Genomic DNA, 18959 nt, shown 5'->3' on the forward strand with positions numbered 1-18959 from the left:
TAAAATTACAAGTATTATGGCCTTAAAGTTTGATACAAGGTATCCTTCGATAGATGATTTACGAACTAGAGCTCAAAAAAAAATTCCAAAATTTGCTTTTGAATATTTAGATGGTGGATGCAATGAAGATGTTAACTTAATTAGGAATACTTCTGAACTTAGAGAGGTGCAGCTTAAACCAAATTATTTGCGCCAACATCACGGTTCGTCTTTAAAAACTAAGTTATTTGGTATAGACTATGATGCTCCTTTTGGAATAGCGCCAGTAGGATTACAAGGATTAATGTGGCCAAATTCTCCTGAAATTTTAGCTAAAGCAGCTTTTGAGCATAACATTCCATTTATATTAAGTACAGTTACAACAACAAGTATTGAACGAGCAAGTGAGTTAACAGAGGGTAAAGCTTGGTTTCAACTATATCATCCAGCAGAAGATAGGTTAAGAGATGATATTATTAAACGAGCTGAAGCTGCTGAATGTCCAGTTTTAGTTATTCTTTGCGATGTACCAACATTTGGATTCAGGCCAAGAGATATCAGAAATGGTTTGGCTATGCCGCCAAAAATGACGTTAAATAATATTTTGCAAGTTTTAGGTAAACCACATTGGGCTATGCAGACCCTAAAATATGGACAACCAAACTTTGAAACCTTAAAGCCATACATGCCAAAAGGGTTAGATTTAAAACAATTGGGAAAGTTTATGGATCAAACTTTTAGTGGACGATTAAATGAAGAAAAAATAAAACCTATCCGTGATATGTGGAAAGGAAAACTAGTGCTAAAAGGTGTGGCTTCAGAATATGATACTGAGGAAGCAATTAGATTAGGATTGGATGGTATCATAGTTTCTAATCATGGAGGTCGCCAATTAGATGCTGGACAATCTACAATTAAACCATTGTCTACCATTGCCGAAAAATATGGAGATCAAATAGAAGTTATGATGGATAGTGGTGTGCGTTCTGGTCCAGATGTAGCAAGAGCTATGGCGTCTGGAGCAAAGTTTACTTTTATGGGGCGCTCATTTATGTATGGAGTTTCTGCATTGGGTAAAAAAGGAGGGAACCATACTATATCATTGTTAAAAACAGAATTACAGCAAGTTATGGAACAATTATGTTGTGAGAAAACATCTGATTTTCCTAATCATTTAATTAAATAATTATTAACTAAACTAACTAATTATGAGTGATACATCGGTAGAAATAGAAGAAGTAGGCGGTGGCGAATTCGAAAGAACGCCAGTTCCTGGATCAAAATTAAAAGGATGGAAAAGTTTTATAGGTATGTATGCAGGAGAGCATGCAGCTGGAACTGAATTTATGATTGGTCCATTATTTCTCACAGCTGGTGTAAGTGCATTTGATTTGATTATTGGGTTATTAATTGGAAACTTATTAGCGGTATTAAGTTGGAGATTTTTAACTGCTGAAATTGCAGTAAAAAACAGGTTGACTTTATATTATCAACTTGAAAAAATATGTGGTAAAAAACTAGTTACTGGTTATAACTTAGCTAATGGAATTTTATTTTGTTTCCTTGCAGGTTCTATGATTACAGTCTCAGCAACAGCTGTTGGTATTCCTTTTAATATGCCAATGCCAAAGCTTACTGATACTATGCCAAATGGAGTAACATGGGTTATTATTGTTATTCTTATTGGGGCAGTAATATCAATAATAGCAGCTAGGGGATATGATACAGTAACTAAAGCAGCAAACTGGATGTCGCCTATAATAGTTATAGCATTTGTGGCTTGCGGTATTGTGGCTTTAAATCAATTAGGAGTAAGTAGTTTTTCGGATTTTTGGAATATTTGGGGAGAAGGCTCAGAGCCTTTTCCTGGGCAGATAAAATTCACGTTTTGGCACGTTGTTATATGGTCATGGTTTGCTAATGGTGCAATGCATATTGGAATGTCTGATTTATCGGTATTTAGATTTGCAAAAGAAGCAAAAGCAGGATGGGCAACTGCAGCAGGGATGTATGTAGGCCACTATATGGCTTGGATAGCTGCTGCATTATTATATGCTGTTTATTTAAAATCTCCAGAAGCTCAAGCTTTTTTAAGTGTTGGAGATGCTCCTCCAGTGGCTCCAGGTCCATTAGCTAATAATGCTATTGGTGTTTTTGGAATTATTGCAGTTGTATTAGCAGGTTGGACTACAGCAAATCCAACTATATACAGAGCAGGATTAGCATTTCAAGCTATTTTACCGAAACTTTCAACAGCAAAGGTTACCATATTAGCTGGTACAGTGGCTACAATTGCTGGCTTGTTTCCTGCGTTTGCTATGAAATTATTAGGTTTTGTTGCTCTTTACGGTTTCATTTTAGCACCATTTGGCGCAATTATAGTTTTTGAACACTTTTTCCATAAACAAACAGGTATAGTTAAGAATTATGCAGAAGCAGCTAATTTATCATTCAATAAATCTGTGTTTTGGGCTTGGGCTATTAGTTTTGGTATATTCTATTTTATATCTGTGCAATTTGATGTGTTTTTATCTTTTGTAACGTTACCTGCATGGTTATTATGTGGCGTTTTATTTTTAGTATTAAGTAAGTATTTTCAAAAGAAATAACACTTACTAAAAATCATTTAAGTTGTCTTTTAAAGATGAATTTGTTAAGTAACTATATATTGTAAAATGAAAATTCTAATAATTTTAATTTCAATATTACTGTTTGTGAATTTTCTTCTTGTAATTTTTAGTAGTAACTCAGATTCAAAACCAGAAGATAAAAGGTAGTTCATGTTGTTGATGGATGCAATGCTTTAGAATTCATGGTTACCTTTATTGGTTTCATATTTTTTTACTATCTAGGGTTTGTAGAAAAACTGTTAGCTAATCTTTAGATTTTAGTTGTTCATATATTAATATTATTAGATATTCTGGATTAACATATGTGCATTTTTATCATTAAAAATTAGCTCATCACTATTTGTTTAAAAATGTTATTTGTAGTGTTGTGTTTAATATTGATGGCGTATTTATGCAAAGTAGAATTTAATCAAAATTTTTTATTGAATAGTGAGAAGTTAACCTAATATTGTCTTTTATCTTTTTATCTAAAGGGCCTCATATTTGTTATTAATTTATAATATTTGATGACTCTCTTACAATCAATTCTGCATCTAAAATAATTTTATTTAAAGTTTGTTCAATCGTTTTTTTCTTAGTGTATGAGAGAAATGTAAGTGCTGCTTGCTTACCAATTTCAGCGCTGTGTTGGTTTATACTTGAAATTGTAGGTGTTACCATAGCTGTAAAAGGCTCATCTCCAAATCCAACTAAAGCGATATCTTCAGGGATCTTAATTTGATGCTCATTCAGAACTTGCAAAGCTCCTAGTGCAGCGTAATCACTTGCCACATAAACGGCATCAGGTCTGTTTTTGAGTTTTAATAATTGAGCCATTTTTTCTTTACCATCCTCAGTTGTCAGACTACTTTCTATAAGGAGCTCATTATCTAAAGGCAAGTTATGTTTTTTTAAAGCATCAATATAACCTCTAATTCTATTATTAAAAATTCGAGTACGTTTATAACCTCCAATATGCGCAATTCGTTTGCGGCCTTGATTTACAAGATGTTCTACAATTACATGGCTACTATCATAATCATTAATGCCAATATAATCTACGTTTAAATCATTTTCACCACGATCAAATAATATTAATGGAATACCTTTGGCTTTTACTTTTTCATAATATTCTAAATTAGTAGTTTCATTTGCCATAGAAGCAATAATACCATCAACTTGAGTAAATAATAATGTGTCAATATTATCACACTCTTTTTTATAAGATTCGTTAGATTGAGTAATGATAATGTTGTAACCTTCTTTATTTAGAACTTGTTCTATATTTTGAATAACAGAAGAAAAAAAGTTACTGTTGGTTCTGGGTACAATAACACCAACTAAATTACTTTTTCCTTTCCTTAAAGCACTAGCAAGATGATTGGGCTGATAATTTAAATTCTTAGCAACTTGTTTTACTGCCTTTTTCGTTTTTTTACTGATTCTAGAATCATCGTTTAAAGCTTTTGAAACAGCAGCTGCAGAGATATTTAACACATTGGCAATATCTTTTATTGTAGTTTTCTTTTTGATATTTATTTTTTTTATATATTTGCTCAATCGTTTAAGCAAATATACCGTATTAAATAATTGAATCAAAATCTTAATAGAAATATAGGTTTTGATTTATTTTTAAACTTTTGGTTAAACGTTTAACTAAAACTAAAAATTTATTAAATAAGATCAATTAAAATGGGTAAAGTAGTAACATTCGGAGAAATCATGTTAAGATTAGCTCCACAAGGATTTTTAAGATTTTCACAAGCAAATAATTTTGATGCAATCTACGGTGGTGGAGAATCAAATGTAGCAGTTTCATTAGCTAATTATGGAGTTGATGTTGATTTTGTGACACGTTTACCAAAAAATGATATCGGTGAATGTGCTATGATGGAAATGCGTAAAAGAGGTGTTGGTGTTGATAAAATCGTTTACGGTGGAGATCGTTTAGGTATTTATTTCTTAGAAACAGGAGCTGTGTCTAGAGGTTCAAAAGTAGTTTACGATAGAGCACATTCTGCAATTGCTGAAATTGAATCAGGAATGATTGACTGGGATGCTGTTTTTGATGGAGTTGAATGGTTTCACTGGACAGGTATTACACCAGCAATTTCTCAAGGTGCTGCTGACGTTTGTTTAGAAGCAGTTAAAGCTGCAAGTGCAAAAGGTATTACTATTTCAACAGATTTAAATTACCGTGCTAAGCTTTGGAAATATTGCAGTGATTCGCATAGAGAGTCTGTAATGACTGAATTAACATCTTACTGTGATATCGTTCTTGGAAACGAAGAAGATGCTGAAATGCATTTTGGTATCAAACCAGAAGGTATCACAGTACAAACTCAAGGGCATGATGTTAAGGCTGAAGCTTTTTTGTCTGTTTGTCAACAAATGATGGAAAAATTCCCAAGAGCTAAAAAAGTAATTACAACTTTAAGAGGTTCTATTTCTGCTTCTCATAACACATGGGCAGGGGTTTTATACGATGGAAAGAAAATGTACGAAACACGTCAGTATCAAATTACAGATATCGTTGATAGAGTAGGTGGTGGAGATTCATTTATGGGAGGTTTAATCTACGGATTATTAAAGTACCCAGAAGATGATCAAAACGCTTTAGATTTTGCTGTTGCTGCATCTTGTTTAAAACACACTATTAAAGGTGATGCTAACTTAGTAACAGTTTCTGAAGTTGAAAAACTAATGGGAGGCGACGCATCTGGTCGTGTAGCTAGATAATAAAATAAGTTTATTTGTTGAGCTGTTTAGTCGTTTATGCGGTTAATACAGCTTAACAACTTTACGACTTAACAAATAACATTTATAAAAAAGATGGCACAATTTTCAAGATTAGAAGTAGCACAAGCAATGAAAGATACAGGGATGATTCCTTTGTTTTTTCATAACGATATAGAATTAAGTAAAAAAGTATTAAAAGCTTGTTACGATGGTGGAGCAAGATTAATGGAATTTACTGCACGTGGGGATTTCGCTCATGAAGTTTTTGGAGAATTAACAAAATACGCTATTGCAGAATTACCAGGAATGATAATGGGTGTAGGTTCTGTAACTGATGGGGCTGCAGCTTCATTATATATGGCACTAGGTGCAAACTTTATTGTAACTCCAGTTTTAAGAGAAGATATTGCTATAGCTTGTAACCGTAAAAAAGTGCTTTGGTCTCCTGGATGTGGTACATTAACAGAAATAGCTAGAGCGGAAGAATTAGGATGTGAAATCGTAAAACTTTTCCCAGGTGATATATATGGGCCACAATTTGTAAAAGGAATTAAAGGTCCTCAACCATGGACGAGCGTTATGCCAACTGGTGGTGTTTCTCCAACTGAGGAGAACTTAAAAGGATGGTTTGATGCAGGTGTTACTTGTGTTGGAATGGGTTCTAAACTAATTTCAAAAGATATTATTGCTAATAAAGATTATGCTAAGTTAGAGCAGGATGTAAAAGCTGCACTAGCCATAGTAAAAGCTGTTAGGAAATAATTTCAGTTATATAATTATTTGAATTTAAAGAGTCGCCATTGTGCGACTCTTTTTATTTAAGAATATAATTTTATTCTATATAAGATAAATATTAAGTTTTTAATAATATTTTAACTTAATCAAGTGAGGTGAATTACTTTTTTACTCACTATAAATTTGTTACATTTGGCGTCAGAATAAAAAATATAAAAATGAAAATAATGAAATATTTAAGTCTTGTAGCAGTATTATTATTGCTTGTGTCATGTAATAAAAACGGAGTTGCACAAAAACCGATTAAAACAGAATTGGATTCTGTAAGTTATGCAATTGGTATGGATGTTGCTAAAAATGTTAAAGCAAGTTTTGATGATTTTGATAATGATTTGTTTATCCAAGGCTTTACAAATGCTTTAGATTCTACAGATATTTTATTAGACGAAGCTGAAGCTCAAAAAGTTGTTAGAGCTTATTTTCAAAAGAAGCAACAAGAAGAAATGGCTAAGCGTCAAGAAGAAGCTAAAGCTAATAAAGAAGCAGGCGAAAAATTCTTAGCTGAAAATAAAACAAAAGATGGTGTGCAGACTACAGAAAGTGGCTTACAGTATATAGTTTTAAAGGAAGGAACAGGTGAGAAGCCAACAACAGCATCTAAAGTAAAAGTGCACTATCATGGTACTTTGATTGACGGCACTGTGTTTGATAGTTCTGTTGATAGAGGTGAGCCTACAGAATTTGGTGTAACACAAGTTATTAAAGGCTGGACAGAAGGTTTGCAGTTAATGAAAGAAGGAGCTAAATATAAGTTTTTTATCCCTAGTGATATTGCATATGGTGCAAATCCAAGGCCAGGAGGAAAAATTAAAGCAAATGCTGCATTAATTTTTGATGTAGAATTATTAGAGATAGTAAAGTAGTTTACTTCTCCAAGAATATATTAAAAACAGGAAGTTATGCTTCCTGTTTTTTTTGTTTTAAGTATTATTTATAGAATGAATATTCAAATTGTAACTTTGTAGCAGATTTAATTAAAATTAGTATGAGTCATAAAGCAGGTTTTGTAAATATTATTGGTAATCCTAATGTTGGAAAATCAACATTAATGAATGCCTTTATTGGAGAGAAACTATCAATAATTACATCCAAAGCACAAACCACACGTCATAGAATTTTAGGTATTGTAAATGGTGAAGATTTTCAGGTTGTTTTAAGTGATACTCCAGGGATTATAAAACCTGCATACGAACTTCAAGAGTCTATGATGGGCTTTGTAAAGTCTGCTTTTGAAGATGCCGATGTGCTTATATATATGGTTGAAATTGGAGAAAAGGACTTAAAGGATGAAGCATTTTTTAATAAAATCACTAGCTCAAAAATTCCAGTTATATTATTACTAAATAAAATTGATAAATCAGATCAAGAACAACTAGAGAATCAAGTACAGACATGGTCTGAAAAAGTACCAAATGCAGAAATTTTTCCGATTTCAGCTTTGGAAGGCTTTAATGTGAAAGAAGTATTTAATCGTATTATAGAATTGCTTCCAGAATCACCACCATTTTATCCAAAAGATCAATTAACAGATAAGCCAGAGCGTTTTTTTATCAACGAAACTATTCGTGAAAAAATATTAATGCATTACAAAAAAGAAATTCCTTATGCTGTTGAAGTTGATACTGAAGAATTTTTTGAGGAAGAGAATATCATAAGAGTACGTTCTGTAATCATGGTTGAAAGAGAAACTCAAAAAGGAATCATTATTGGTCACAAAGGAACAGCTATAAAACGAGTAGGTGTTGAGGCTAGAAAAGACTTAGAGAAATTTTTTGGAAAGCAAATACATGTTGAATTATATGTGAAAGTGAATAAAAATTGGAGAAGCAATCAAAACCAACTCAAACGTTTTGGTTATAATAATTAGGAAAATATGTTTTAAGTTACTTTTTCTTGTTCAATTTTTAAAACAGTATGCATAAAATTATTTAGTAAACGCATATCAGTAGTGCTTGAAGCTTTTCCAATACTTCCTGCAAAATATAAAGTTACCCAAAGCAAAATCATTAGTAATGTGATACTAGCTTGTACAGCATAACTTTCTTTTAAAGACCAATTGGTATAAGTCCAAATGGCAAAAGCAATAAATATTCCAGCAATAAGAAAATGAAGAAACATAAATAATGTCCAAACAGTAGGATTGGGACCAAATAAACCATGAAGCCTACTAGAATTATCATCAATTTTATTGATTTCTAAATGCAATTGAGGTGTCCAAAACGTTTGTTTCTCTTTTGGGAATTTTATGAATACATGATCATCAACACGAGTTACAACAAAATCAGATTGAGTAGTTTTAGCATTTTCAAAATCACTTAAAATTGCCTCATTATATCTGGGAATCTCCATTTTAAATCTTGGGCGTAAAATAATGTCGTTACTTAATGGCATTCATGCTTAGTTTAGTCAAGTAAATTACTATTTTTTCTTTATAATTTCAATCTTTCTTAAAAAAGAACTTTGCGTCGTCTATATTTCCTATTTTTGCAAAATATTTCGGATAGAAATAATAAAGGCATCGGATAGATGTAAAACGTAATACAAAGAATATGAGTAATATAGTAGCAATAGTAGGAAGGCCAAATGTTGGAAAATCCACATTTTTTAATCGTTTAATTCAAAGAAGAGAAGCTATTGTTGATGCTGTAAGTGGTGTTACAAGAGATCGACACTATGGTAAAAGTGATTGGAACGGAAGAGAATTTTCTTTAATAGATACTGGAGGATACGTAAAAGGAAGTGATGATGTTTTTGAAGCTGAAATCGATAAGCAAGTTGAATTAGCTATTGATGAAGCTGATGCCATTATTTTTATGGTTGATGTAGAGTCTGGCGTTACAGGAATGGATGAAGATGTTGCTAGATTGCTTAGAAAGGTTACTAAACCTGTTTTCTTGGTGGTTAATAAAGTTGATAACGGGAAACGTGCTGAAGATGCAGTTGAATTTTATGCTCTTGGTTTAGGGGAATATTATACAGTTGCAAGTATAAATGGTAGCGGAACAGGTGAATTGTTAGATGCATTAGTTGAAGCTTTACCAGAAAAGGAAGAGGTTATTGAAGAAGATTTACCTCGTTTCGCAGTTGTTGGTCGTCCAAATGCTGGGAAATCATCATTTATAAATGCGCTTATTGGAGAGGATAGATATATTGTAACTGATATTGCTGGAACTACAAGAGATGCAATTGATACTAAATACAACCGTTTTGGTTTTGAATTTAATTTAGTTGATACTGCAGGAATTAGAAGAAAATCTAAAGTTAAAGAAGATTTAGAGTTCTACTCAGTTATGAGAAGTGTAAGAGCTATTGAGCATGCCGATGTTTGTTTATTGGTTTTAGATGCCAATAGAGGTTTTGATGGTCAAGTTCAAAATATTTTTTGGTTGGCTGAACGAAATAGAAAAGGGATTGTTGTACTAGTAAATAAATGGGATTTAGTTGAGAAAGATCATAAATCTGTTAAAGAATACGAGCGTGCTATTAAAAAACAAATGGAACCTTTTACGGATGTTCCTGTGATATTTATTTCAGCATTAACAAAACAGCGTATTTTTAAAGCTATTGAAACAGCTGTTGAGGTTTATAAAAACCGTACCAAAAAGATTAAAACAAGCCAGTTGAATGACATTATGTTGCCTCTGATAGAACGTTATCCGCCGCCAGCTTACAAAGGTAAATTTGTTAAGATTAAATACATCATGCAATTACCAACACCACAACCTCAATTCGCTTTTTTTTGTAACCTACCGCAATATGTTAAAGACGCTTACAAGCGTTATTTAGAAAATAAATTGCGTGAAAATTTTGGGTTTAATGGTGTGCCTATAAGTGTTTATATGCGTAAGAAATAAAATCCCTTCTGAAAATTAGGTTTTTTTTAAGAATAATCATACGAAATATGCTTTATATTCGTTAATAGTTAGCTATTAATAATATATATGAAAATTGGAATGTGTTTAATCATATCTCTTTTTTGTCTTTCCCTTTTTTCAAATCACAATTTTGTAATATCAATCAAACAATTATGAAAAAAATCGTTTATATCCTTTTTATAGGATTAGTATCATCTTATACCTTTGCTCAAAAAATCATTGAAAATCCAGAATACGGGTTCGCCTCATATCCAGGAGAAATTGCAAAAATTGAAATACGCGATACTACAACGGTGTTGCATTTCAAATTAAAAAAGTTGCCTTGGGGTTATTTTCATTTGCACGAAGAGTCTTACATCCAAGATTTAAGTGGAGATAAAAAATTATTTACTATTAAACTCACGGGAGCAAAATTCAAAAGAAATTATTTTCCAAAATCGGGAGAAGTCACATATCAACTATATTTTCCACCTTTAAGCAAAACTGCTAAAACTATTGAATTTGGTGTAGAAAAAAAAGGTGGTGGCGGTATTTATGATATTGTATTACAAGAAGATGAAAATAGTGTATTATTACCGAAAGAGCTTCGGGGGAATTGGTATTTAGCTGATGGTAGTAATCGTTGGGATTATGGTTTTAATTCGAAATATGCCATTTTAAATGGTATAGTTTGGAATTATAAATCTGTTGACCAAAAAGGAAAAAAATATACTATAACTTTAGAGAAAGGTGGTGAGGTTAAAACCATAAATGCAAAACTTGGGATAAATGGAATGGTAGCTTTTGGCGGTTCACCTAAGTCACTACAAGATTATAGTACAGAAAAGGTATTCAACCCAGATTTTAAAATGCAAAATGATGAGGCTTTTGAAAACGTTGAGTTTACAATAGGTTCTACAACTTATTCTGGAATGATTAATGGGTTTTCTAAAAAAATGAAACAAAAAACTGGAATGCTTCATGTCAATAATACATTTTTAGGAGGCCAAGAATCTCATTTGGTTAAAATAAGCGAGGATGGAAGTTTTAAAGTGAAGCTAGCATTAACGCATCCACAAACGGTTTATGTAAAAATGCCAACTGGCAGATACGATGTGTTTTTAGAACCTAATAAAGAAGCGTTTCATTACATACATAACAAAGATTCCTATTTTATGGGAGATAATGCCCAAATTAATACCGACTTACAAAATTTAAAAACCATTAGGTTTGGGTTAAGTAAGAAACAGTATAAAAAAATAGGAGAAACATCTCCAGAGGATTATACTAAATTATGCCAAGAACTAAAGGAAGAAACACTGGGCAAGCTCAGTGCATTTCAAAAGGAAAACTTCGTTAATAAAAAAGCATTACAAATAAAGAACGTAGAAATCGAATTGGGATATTACGATATGCTACTGAGTTACGATATGTATCGCAGTTCCATAGTTAATAAAAATAAAAAAGCCAAAAACGAAGAGGATAAAGTGCCTTATGAGGAGTTTGAGGTGAGTGATAAATATTATGATTTTTTATCTAATGATATTTTAGATAATCAACTGTTAACATTATCGAATAGCTTTTACTTTTTTGCTAATAGGTTAATGCATGCCAATATTTTTAATGAAAAAAGGCTTACAAACTTAAGCAAAGTTGAGATATCTTATTGGTTACAGAAAAAAGGCGTTGAATTAACTACAGGAGAACTTAACATGGTAGAATTCAGTAAGCAAATTGAAACTCCTGAAATGCTTGCTAAAGAGGGAAAGTTCCAAAAGACTTATGGAGACACCAGACAAGCATTCTTCAAAAAATATAAGAAACATTTTAAGGATGTATCAGCATATACAAAGAAACAAGACCAACCGAAACATGACTTTATTCTTAATGTAGTGGGCTATTTAAAAACTATTAATATTGCAATTACAGAAGAAGAAGCAAAAATGGTAGAAGCCTTAGAGGTTTTAAAGACACCTATTGAAATTGAAGAAGAGCACTTATTTAATAAACAGTTTACAGGTGTACTTAAAACATTTTATGATAAATTTAATGAACATACATCTGAGATTTTTAAGGCACGCCTGAATGAAGTAAGAGATAAAAAAATGCAAGCGTTTTTCGGAAGGCAGAATTCCTTTTTGCAGGATATTATGAAAATGCAAAACCTATGCAAACAATTTGAAGATTATAAGTTTTATGAAGATGATATGTTGGCGGTTGCTCAGGAAGAGTTGCAAACATCGTTTTTAAAAGACTACTTGACATTTTGTAATACGCAAACCAAAGAAAAGATTGAACGAAATAAGACAAAAGGAGGGTACACTATTCATAATGTTGAAAACAATGAAGGAGATGAGCTATTTAACTCCATGCTTAAAAAATTTAAGGGCAAAGTGGTTTATGTAGATTTTTGGGCTACCTGGTGTGGGCCATGTAAATCAGGCATAAAAAAAATTGCACCACTAAAAGAAGTAATGGCCGATGAAGATGTGGTGTTTTTATACATCACCAATCAAACCTCGCCAGAGGGAACATGGAGGAATGCTATTGCCAATATTAAAGGCGAGCATTATCGAGTATCTGCTGACGAATGGAACTATCTACAACAAAAATTTAATATTTCTGGTATTCCGCATTATGTTCTTGTAGATAAGTTGGGAGAGGTTGTAAAGCCTAAAATGAAATACACATCTAACAGTAAGTTAAAACAAATATTTCAGGCTGAATTATCAAAATAAAATATACGGGATATTAAACAGAAAAAAGAGAGGTTAAATTACCTCTCTTTTTTCTATCATTTAAATTTAGTTTATCTCATGTTACCACCCCCCAGAAGCACCGCCGCCTCCAAAGCCGCCACCGCCGAAGCCACCGCCAAATCCGCCACCTCCGCCAGAGGACCATCCACCGCCGCCAGAGCTTCCGCCCCAACCACTAGATCCTCTTCGATAACTGCCACGTCCCATATTGCTTAAAATTATGGCTTCTAATAAATCACTTCCCGAAGAGCGGTTTCCACGATTACCACCGCCACCACGTCTATTTTTAGAAATTGATATTAAGATGATAATAAATATGAAAATCAGTATGAAGATTAATCCAATAGGGAAATCACTTTGATTAGATTGACGAGTGCCTTTGTATTCGCCATTCATGACTTCAAATATCGCATCGGCACCTCTGTTTAATCCACCAGGGTAATCGTTTTGTTTAAAGTAAGGGATAATGTCTCGCTCGATAATGCGTTTAGACATCGCATCAGTTAATAAATGTTCTACACCGTAGCCTGTATTTATAGCAATTCTTCTGTCTCCTTTTGCTAATAGTATTAGTATACCATTATCTTCTTTTTCTTGTCCAATACCCCATTTTTGTCCCCATTTAGCACCTAAATAATTTATGTTTTCACCATTGGTGGAATTGATAATAGCAACAACAATTTGTGTTGAGGTAGTGTCAGAATACTTTACAAGCTTTCGTTCTAAGTTATTTTTTTGTGAGGAAGAAAGTAAGTTTATATAATCGTAAACAGCATCTGGATTTGCTTTTGTTGGTTTTTCAGGAATATCGTACTGCGCAAAAGAAAAACTAAGAGAAAATAAAGTAAATAGTAGCGCGAGTATAATATTGTTTTTAACATTATACCACGATTTAATACTAAATACTGAGTGATTTGGCATGCTATCCTTTAGAGATTTCGTTTGTTAATTCGTTTGAATCAGAATCAGTATAAGGGAAATATTTTTTAAGCTTTTCTCCAGATTTTAAAACACCTTCAATTAAACCTTCTTTAAAGTCTCCTTTTTTGAAATGCAATTGCATAACATCTTTGGTGCTATTCCAAAAGTTATCCTCAACCATATCGTTTATACCTTTATCACCATAAATAACAAAGGTTTTGTCTTCAATAGCTAAATATATTAATACCGCATTTTGAAGTTTGGTATTATCCATTTTCAGCGTATGAAAAAGGTCTAAAGCGCGATTTGTAGCATCGCCCTTACATGTTTTTTCAATATGTACACGAATTTCTCCTGAAGTATTTAATTCTGCAACCCGAATAGCTTCAACAATCTCTTGTTCTTCAGATGCAGTTAGAAAATCTTCAACGTTATTTGGCATGTTAAAACTCTACTTTAGGAGCATTTTCACTACCTGGAGCACTTTTAAAACGCGCCATTTCTTCAAATCCGAACCAACTTGCAAAAAGTTTTCCAGGAAATTTTGTGGTGTGTTTATCATAGATATTTACCTTCTCATTAAAACGATCTCTGCTGACATTAATTCTATTTTCAGTTCCTTCAAGTTGTGATTGTAATTCTAAAAAACTTTTATCAGCTTTTAAATCTGGATAACGCTCTACAGTAACTAGTAATCTAGATAATGCACCGCTTAAACCTTGTTGTGCTTGTTGAAATTGAGCCATTTTTTCAGGAGTTAAATCGCCAGCATCAATAGTTGTTTTTGTTGCTTCAGAACGGGCTTTTATAACGCCTTCTAAAGTTTCTTTTTCATGAGCAGCATACCCTTTTACAGTGGCAACTAGATTTGGTATTAAATCTGCACGACGTTGGTAGGCACTTTCAACATCTGACCAAGCTGTTTTTGCATCAGCTTCATATTCTACTGCCGTATTGTTAAAATTATAAGCGAAACCTCCTCCAACTAGAACTAAAACTATTAGCCCTATTACTATTAAGGCTCCACAGCCTAACCCTGCAATTACTCCTTTTTTCATGATAAATATTTTAGTGTGTTATTATTAATTGTTAGACACAAATTTTATGTAAAAGTTACTTGAGTTTAATATTTTTTCCATTTTTAATGGATATTAAACTTTTAAAGATGCTGCTTGATTTTGATAAGCTGATTTTTAACATCTTCTAGCTTACTAATAATTTCAAAATTATTAAGTGCTTGTTTTTTTTCTTCTTTTAGATGTGTTTTGGCACCTTCAAGCGTGAACCCACGTTCCTTAACCAAATGATAAATAAATTTAAGATTTTTAATATCTTCTGGTGTAAACTTACGGTTGCCTTTTGCGTTTTTTTTAGGTTTAAGAACATCAAATTCTTTTTCCCAGAATCTAATTAAAGAGGTATTCACCCCAAATGCTTTGGCAACTTCGCCAATACCGTAATATCGTTTTTCTGGTAAGTCTATATGCATTAATCGAGGGATTGATTTTCTAAAGAAGCATGCTCTAGAAGTTTGTTAAATTCTTCCGCAGTTAAACTACCATAATAGAAGTTTATGGGATTAATACGGTCTCCGTCTTTAAATATTTCATAATGTAAATGAGGAGCTTCAGAGCGTCCTGTGCTACCTACAAAACCTATTAAGTCGCCTCGTTTTACTTTTTGATTTTTTCTAACATTGTATTTGTACAAGTGGGCATACAAACTGGTGTATCCATAACCATGGTTTATTCTAATGTGCTTACCGTACCCAGATGAGTTACTGTCTGCACGTTCCACAACGCCGTCTCCACTAGCATAAACAGGTGTACCTCGAGGTGCTGTAAAATCCATACCCCAATGCATTTTTCTAACTTTAGTAAAAGGGTCAGAACGCATACCATATCCAGAAGCCATTCGTGTTAAATTTTCATTGCTAACAGGTTGTATTGCAGGAATTGCTTCCAAAAGTTTTTCTTTTTCTTCAGCAAGTATTTTAATTTCATCAAGCGATTTAGATTGTACTACAATTTGCTTTTGTAAAATATCTAATCGTTTATTGCTTTCAATAATTAATTTTGAATTGTCAAACCCTTCCAGATTTTTATATCTATTAATACCTCCAAATCCAGCTCGACGTTGTTCGTCAGGAATAGGATTTGCTTCAAAATAAACACGATAAATATTATTATCTCTATCGGCAATATTTTCTAAAACGGCTTCAGCATGCTCCATTTTTTTATTAAGCAATTCAAACTGCAATTGTGCATTTTGAAGCTCTCTTTTTAAAGCACGTTCTTTTGGAGATTCAACATACTGACTAGCAATAAAAACAAAAATAAATGCAAAAAAAGCAGCAGCTAAAATAAATATAGTAGCATACTTAAATGTAGTACGCTTTTTACGCTCAATTTTACGGTAAGAGAGTGATTCTTTATCGTAGTAATATTTTACCTTACTCATTCCTTAAATTATACTATTTTTGCAACTAAATTTAAACAGCATAAGTGCTGTTTCTAGTATGTAAACGAACAAACCTACGAAATTATTTTTATAGTAATTACACTAAAAATTTAATTACAGGTTAACAGTCTCCTTTATTTTAAATAATTTTGGAGAGTAAATATAAAAATTGTTTCCTATTAAAAAGAATTTAATAGAGACAAAGATGCTCAATAACGATAGATGAAGTCACAAGAAGTACGATCGAAATTTTTAAGTTTTTTTGAAGAAAAGAAGCATAGCATAGTGCCATCTGCACCTATGGTTTTAAAAGACGACCCAACTTTAATGTTTGTTAACTCAGGGATGGCGCCTTTTAAGGAGTATTTTTTAGGAAATGCAAAGCCTAAAAGCAACCGTATTACAGATTCTCAAAAGTGTTTACGTGTTTCAGGAAAGCATAACGATTTAGAAGAGGTTGGATATGATACATACCACCATACACTTTTTGAAATGCTTGGAAATTGGAGTTTTGGCGATTACTTTAAAAAGGAAGCTATTGCTTGGGCTTGGGAGCTTTTAACTGAAGTTTACGGTATCGATAAAGAGATTTTATACGTTACTGTTTTTGAAGGCGATGATACTGATGGTATAGGAATGGATACTGAGGCTTATGATATTTGGAAGCAGTACATTTCTGAAGATCGCATTTTAAAAGGAAATAAAAAGGACAATTTCTGGGAAATGGGCGATCAAGGACCATGCGGACCTTGTAGTGAAATTCATGTAGATATTCGTTCTGCAGAAGAAAAAGCGAAAATTTCTGGTAAAGATTTAGTAAACGAAGACCACCCACAAGTAGTTGAAATTTGGAACTTGGTTTTCATGCAATACAACCGAAAAGCAAATGGTTCGCTAGAAACGCTTCCAAATAAGCATATTGATACTGGTATGGGATTTGAGCGTTTGTGTATGGTACTTCAAGGCGTACAGTCAAATTATGACACCGATGTTTTTACGCCACTTATTAGAGAGATTGAAACGATTACAAATAAAAATTACGGTAAAAACGAAAAGGCAGATGTGGCCATTCGTGTTATTTCAGACCATGTTCGTGCGGTAGCCTTCTCAATAGCAGATGGGCAATTGCCAAGTAATACAGGAGCAGGTTATGTTATTAGAAGAATTTTACGTCGAGCGGTACGTTACGGTTTTACATTTCTTGACAAGAAGGAACCTTTTATTTATAGATTAGTTGATGTTTTGAGTAAAAGAATGGGAAAAGCATTCCCTGAATTGAAAGCTCAAAAGCAACTTATTGAAAATGTAATTAAAGAAGAAGAACAGTCTTTTTTAAGAACTCTAGATCAAGGTTTAGTGTTACTAAATAGAATTGTAGACGAAACAAATGGTGATACCGTTTCTGGCGAAAAAGCTTTTGAATTATATGATACTTATGGGTTTCCAATTGATTTAACAGCATTGATTCTTTCTGAAAAAGGATTAAAACTTGATGAAGAAGGCTTTAATGTTGAGTTACAAAAACAGAAAAGTAGATCTCGTGCAGCAAGTGAAATGTCTACTGACGATTGGACTATTTTAGTTGATGATGCAGAAGAAGAGTTTGTAGGCTATGATACTTTAGAGGCGAATGTGAAATTAACACGATACAGAAAAGTGACCTCTAAAAAAGATGGAGACATGTATCAGTTAGTATTTAATTTAACACCGTTTTATCCAGAAGGAGGTGGACAAGTTGGAGATAAAGGGTATTTGGAAGATACACATGGTGATGTGGTTTATATTTTAGATACCAAAAAGGAAAATAACGTGATAATCCATTTTGCTAAAAACTTGCCTAAGCATATTAATGAGTCGTTTAAAGCCGTTGTAGATTCTAAACAACGACATAGAACAGAATGTAATCATACTGCAACACATTTATTACATCAAGCATTACGAGAAGTTTTAGGAACGCATGTAGAGCAAAAAGGGAGTGCAGTACACTCAAAATATTTACGTTTTGATTTTTCACACTTTTCAAAATTAACTGTTGAAGAATTAAGAGATGTTGAGAATTTTGTAAACAGACGTATTGAAGGGAAATTACCATTGGAAGAAATGCGTAATGTGCCAAAAGAAGAAGCTATTGCAGAAGGTGCTATGAGTTTATTTGGTGAAAAATATGGAGATACGGTTCGCGCCATCCGATTTGGGAAATCAATTGAACTTTGTGGAGGTACGCATGTAAATAATACTGCTGATATATGGCATTTTAAAATAGTTTCGGAAGGAGCAGTTGCTTCTGGTATTAGAAGAATTGAAGCGATTACCAATGATGCTGTAAAAGATTTCTATTTTGAAAATAACCGTGCTTATTTTGAAATGAGAGATTTGTTGAACAATGCAAAAGAGCCTGTAAAAGCACTTCAAAATCTTCAAGAAGAAAACACAAACCTTAAAAAGCAAATTGAAAGCTTACTTAAGGATAAAGCTAAAAACGTAAAAGGCGAACTTAAAAACGAATTGGAAAATATTAATGGTGTTAACTTCTTAGCAAAAAAGCTAGACTTAGACGCTGGAGGTTTAAAAGATGTGGCTTTTGAATTAGGAAGTCAGTTTGATAACCTATTCTTGCTTTTAGCTACCGAACAAAATGGTAAAGCATTATTGTCTTGCTACATTTCAAAAGAATTAGTTGTAAGTAAGGATTTAAATGCTGGACAAGTCGTTAGAGAATTAGGTAAATACATCCAGGGAGGTGGTGGTGGACAACCATTTTTTGCTACTGCTGGTGGGAAGAACCCTGGCGGGATTGACGATGCTTTAAAAGCTTCCAAAGGATACATTTTATAATTTTTTTA

16 protein-coding genes are annotated in these 18959 nt (G+C 32.8%); 9 read left to right on the forward strand and 7 right to left on the reverse strand.

The genetic code is table 11. The annotated features are described in order from the left end of the window. Positions 1-16: 16 nt before the first annotated feature. Positions 17-1165: an alpha-hydroxy acid oxidase gene (locus DIS18_RS08110; RefSeq protein ID WP_109352478.1), complete on the forward strand. Its 1149-nt coding sequence runs from the start codon at positions 17-19 to the stop codon at positions 1163-1165. A 22-nt stretch (positions 1166-1187) separates the two neighbouring features. Further along, positions 1188-2588 (forward strand): purine-cytosine permease family protein, encoded by a 1401-nt coding sequence (locus DIS18_RS08115; protein WP_109352479.1) that lies wholly within the window; start codon positions 1188-1190, stop codon positions 2586-2588. A gap of 510 nt (positions 2589-3098) precedes the next feature. Here the strand turns inward: DIS18_RS08115 and DIS18_RS08120 are convergent. Next, positions 3099-4148 (reverse strand): LacI family DNA-binding transcriptional regulator, encoded by a 1050-nt coding sequence (locus DIS18_RS08120; protein ID WP_425428171.1) that lies wholly within the window; start codon positions 4146-4148, stop codon positions 3099-3101. 132 nt (positions 4149-4280) lie between these two features. On the opposite strand from DIS18_RS08120, the gene DIS18_RS08125 reads away from it, so the two are divergent. The 4 genes from DIS18_RS08125 (at position 4281) to era (ending at position 7989) form a co-directional block, all read left to right on the forward strand. Next, complete coding sequence (locus DIS18_RS08125) at positions 4281-5327, forward strand: sugar kinase (protein WP_109352481.1); 1047 nt, start codon at positions 4281-4283, stop codon at positions 5325-5327. A gap of 93 nt (positions 5328-5420) precedes the next feature. Further along, positions 5421-6089, forward strand: a complete 669-nt coding sequence (locus tag DIS18_RS08130; RefSeq protein ID WP_109352482.1) for a bifunctional 4-hydroxy-2-oxoglutarate aldolase/2-dehydro-3-deoxy-phosphogluconate aldolase — start codon at positions 5421-5423, stop codon at positions 6087-6089. A 191-nt stretch (positions 6090-6280) separates the two neighbouring features. Continuing rightward, the gene (gene bamJ, locus DIS18_RS08135) at positions 6281-6985 is read left to right on the forward strand and encodes a BamJ family beta-barrel-assembly machinery protein (RefSeq protein ID WP_109352483.1); all 705 of its coding nucleotides are present in this window, start codon (positions 6281-6283) and stop codon (positions 6983-6985) included. Positions 6986-7107: 122 nt separating this feature from the next. Further along, positions 7108-7989, forward strand: coding sequence for a GTPase Era (gene era, locus DIS18_RS08140; RefSeq protein ID WP_109352484.1), 882 nt, complete (start codon positions 7108-7110; stop codon positions 7987-7989). An 11-nt stretch (positions 7990-8000) separates the two neighbouring features. On the opposite strand, the gene DIS18_RS08145 is transcribed toward era, so the two are convergent. Beyond that, complete coding sequence (locus DIS18_RS08145; protein WP_109352485.1) at positions 8001-8513, reverse strand: GTP-binding protein; 513 nt, start codon at positions 8511-8513, stop codon at positions 8001-8003. A 158-nt stretch (positions 8514-8671) separates the two neighbouring features. Between DIS18_RS08145 and der the strand changes: the two genes are divergently transcribed. Further along, a complete protein-coding gene (gene der, locus DIS18_RS08150) occupies positions 8672-9976 on the forward strand; it encodes a ribosome biogenesis GTPase Der (protein ID WP_109352486.1) in 1305 nt (434 codons plus the stop codon). 173 nt (positions 9977-10149) lie between these two features. Continuing rightward, the gene (locus tag DIS18_RS08155; protein WP_109352487.1) at positions 10150-12714 is read left to right on the forward strand and encodes a TlpA family protein disulfide reductase; all 2565 of its coding nucleotides are present in this window, start codon (positions 10150-10152) and stop codon (positions 12712-12714) included. Between the two features lie 81 nt (positions 12715-12795). Here DIS18_RS08155 and DIS18_RS08160 read toward each other — a convergent pair whose 3' ends face one another. The 5 genes from DIS18_RS08160 to DIS18_RS08180 all read right to left on the reverse strand — a co-directional run bounded on the left by DIS18_RS08160 (position 12796) and on the right by DIS18_RS08180 (position 16116). After that, positions 12796-13656 (reverse strand): TPM domain-containing protein, encoded by an 861-nt coding sequence (locus tag DIS18_RS08160; protein ID WP_109352488.1) that lies wholly within the window; start codon positions 13654-13656, stop codon positions 12796-12798. A 1-nt stretch (position 13657) separates the two neighbouring features. After that, positions 13658-14098: a TPM domain-containing protein gene (locus tag DIS18_RS08165; protein ID WP_109352489.1), complete on the reverse strand. Its 441-nt coding sequence runs from the start codon at positions 14096-14098 to the stop codon at positions 13658-13660. 1 nt (position 14099) lies between these two features. Beyond that, a complete protein-coding gene (locus DIS18_RS08170) occupies positions 14100-14714 on the reverse strand; it encodes a LemA family protein (protein WP_109352490.1) in 615 nt (204 codons plus the stop codon). A 101-nt stretch (positions 14715-14815) separates the two neighbouring features. Then, positions 14816-15145 carry a MerR family transcriptional regulator gene (locus tag DIS18_RS08175; protein WP_109352491.1) on the reverse strand — a complete coding sequence of 110 codons (330 nt, stop codon included), beginning with the start codon at positions 15143-15145 and terminating at the stop codon, positions 14816-14818. After that, positions 15145-16116, reverse strand: a complete 972-nt coding sequence (locus DIS18_RS08180) for a M23 family metallopeptidase (RefSeq protein WP_109352492.1) — start codon at positions 16114-16116, stop codon at positions 15145-15147. Before DIS18_RS08180 ends, DIS18_RS08175 begins: the two co-directional genes overlap by 1 nt. A gap of 222 nt (positions 16117-16338) precedes the next feature. On the opposite strand from DIS18_RS08180, the gene alaS reads away from it, so the two are divergent. Next, positions 16339-18951: an alanine--tRNA ligase gene (gene alaS / locus DIS18_RS08185; RefSeq protein WP_109352493.1), complete on the forward strand. Its 2613-nt coding sequence runs from the start codon at positions 16339-16341 to the stop codon at positions 18949-18951. The last annotated feature ends 8 nt before the right edge of the window (positions 18952-18959 follow it).

The sequence above is a fragment of the Algibacter marinivivus genome (assembly GCF_003143755.1).
GTDB classification, from domain to species: domain Bacteria; phylum Bacteroidota; class Bacteroidia; order Flavobacteriales; family Flavobacteriaceae; genus Algibacter_B; species Algibacter_B marinivivus.

What these genes read in the sequence shown, in the direction of transcription:
- DIS18_RS08110 (WP_109352478.1), top strand. Translation starts at nt 17, where the DNA reads ATGGCCTTAAAGTTTGATACAAGGTATCCTTCGATAGATGATTTACGA.
- DIS18_RS08115 (WP_109352479.1), top strand. Translation starts at nt 1,188, where the DNA reads ATGAGTGATACATCGGTAGAAATAGAAGAAGTAGGCGGTGGCGAATTC.
- DIS18_RS08125 (WP_109352481.1), top strand. Translation starts at nt 4,281, where the DNA reads ATGGGTAAAGTAGTAACATTCGGAGAAATCATGTTAAGATTAGCTCCA.
- DIS18_RS08130 (WP_109352482.1), top strand. Translation starts at nt 5,421, where the DNA reads ATGGCACAATTTTCAAGATTAGAAGTAGCACAAGCAATGAAAGATACA.
- bamJ (WP_109352483.1), top strand. Translation starts at nt 6,281, where the DNA reads ATGAAAATAATGAAATATTTAAGTCTTGTAGCAGTATTATTATTGCTT.
- era (WP_109352484.1), top strand. Translation starts at nt 7,108, where the DNA reads ATGAGTCATAAAGCAGGTTTTGTAAATATTATTGGTAATCCTAATGTT.
- DIS18_RS08145 (WP_109352485.1), bottom strand. Translation starts at nt 8,513, where the DNA reads ATGCCATTAAGTAACGACATTATTTTACGCCCAAGATTTAAAATGGAG.
- der (WP_109352486.1), top strand. Translation starts at nt 8,672, where the DNA reads ATGAGTAATATAGTAGCAATAGTAGGAAGGCCAAATGTTGGAAAATCC.
- DIS18_RS08155 (WP_109352487.1), top strand. Translation starts at nt 10,150, where the DNA reads ATGAAAAAAATCGTTTATATCCTTTTTATAGGATTAGTATCATCTTAT.
- DIS18_RS08160 (WP_109352488.1), bottom strand. Translation starts at nt 13,656, where the DNA reads ATGCCAAATCACTCAGTATTTAGTATTAAATCGTGGTATAATGTTAAA.
- DIS18_RS08165 (WP_109352489.1), bottom strand. Translation starts at nt 14,098, where the DNA reads ATGCCAAATAACGTTGAAGATTTTCTAACTGCATCTGAAGAACAAGAG.
- DIS18_RS08170 (WP_109352490.1), bottom strand. Translation starts at nt 14,714, where the DNA reads ATGAAAAAAGGAGTAATTGCAGGGTTAGGCTGTGGAGCCTTAATAGTA.
- DIS18_RS08175 (WP_109352491.1), bottom strand. Translation starts at nt 15,145, where the DNA reads ATGCATATAGACTTACCAGAAAAACGATATTACGGTATTGGCGAAGTT.
- DIS18_RS08180 (WP_109352492.1), bottom strand. Translation starts at nt 16,116, where the DNA reads ATGAGTAAGGTAAAATATTACTACGATAAAGAATCACTCTCTTACCGT.
- alaS (WP_109352493.1), top strand. Translation starts at nt 16,339, where the DNA reads ATGAAGTCACAAGAAGTACGATCGAAATTTTTAAGTTTTTTTGAAGAA.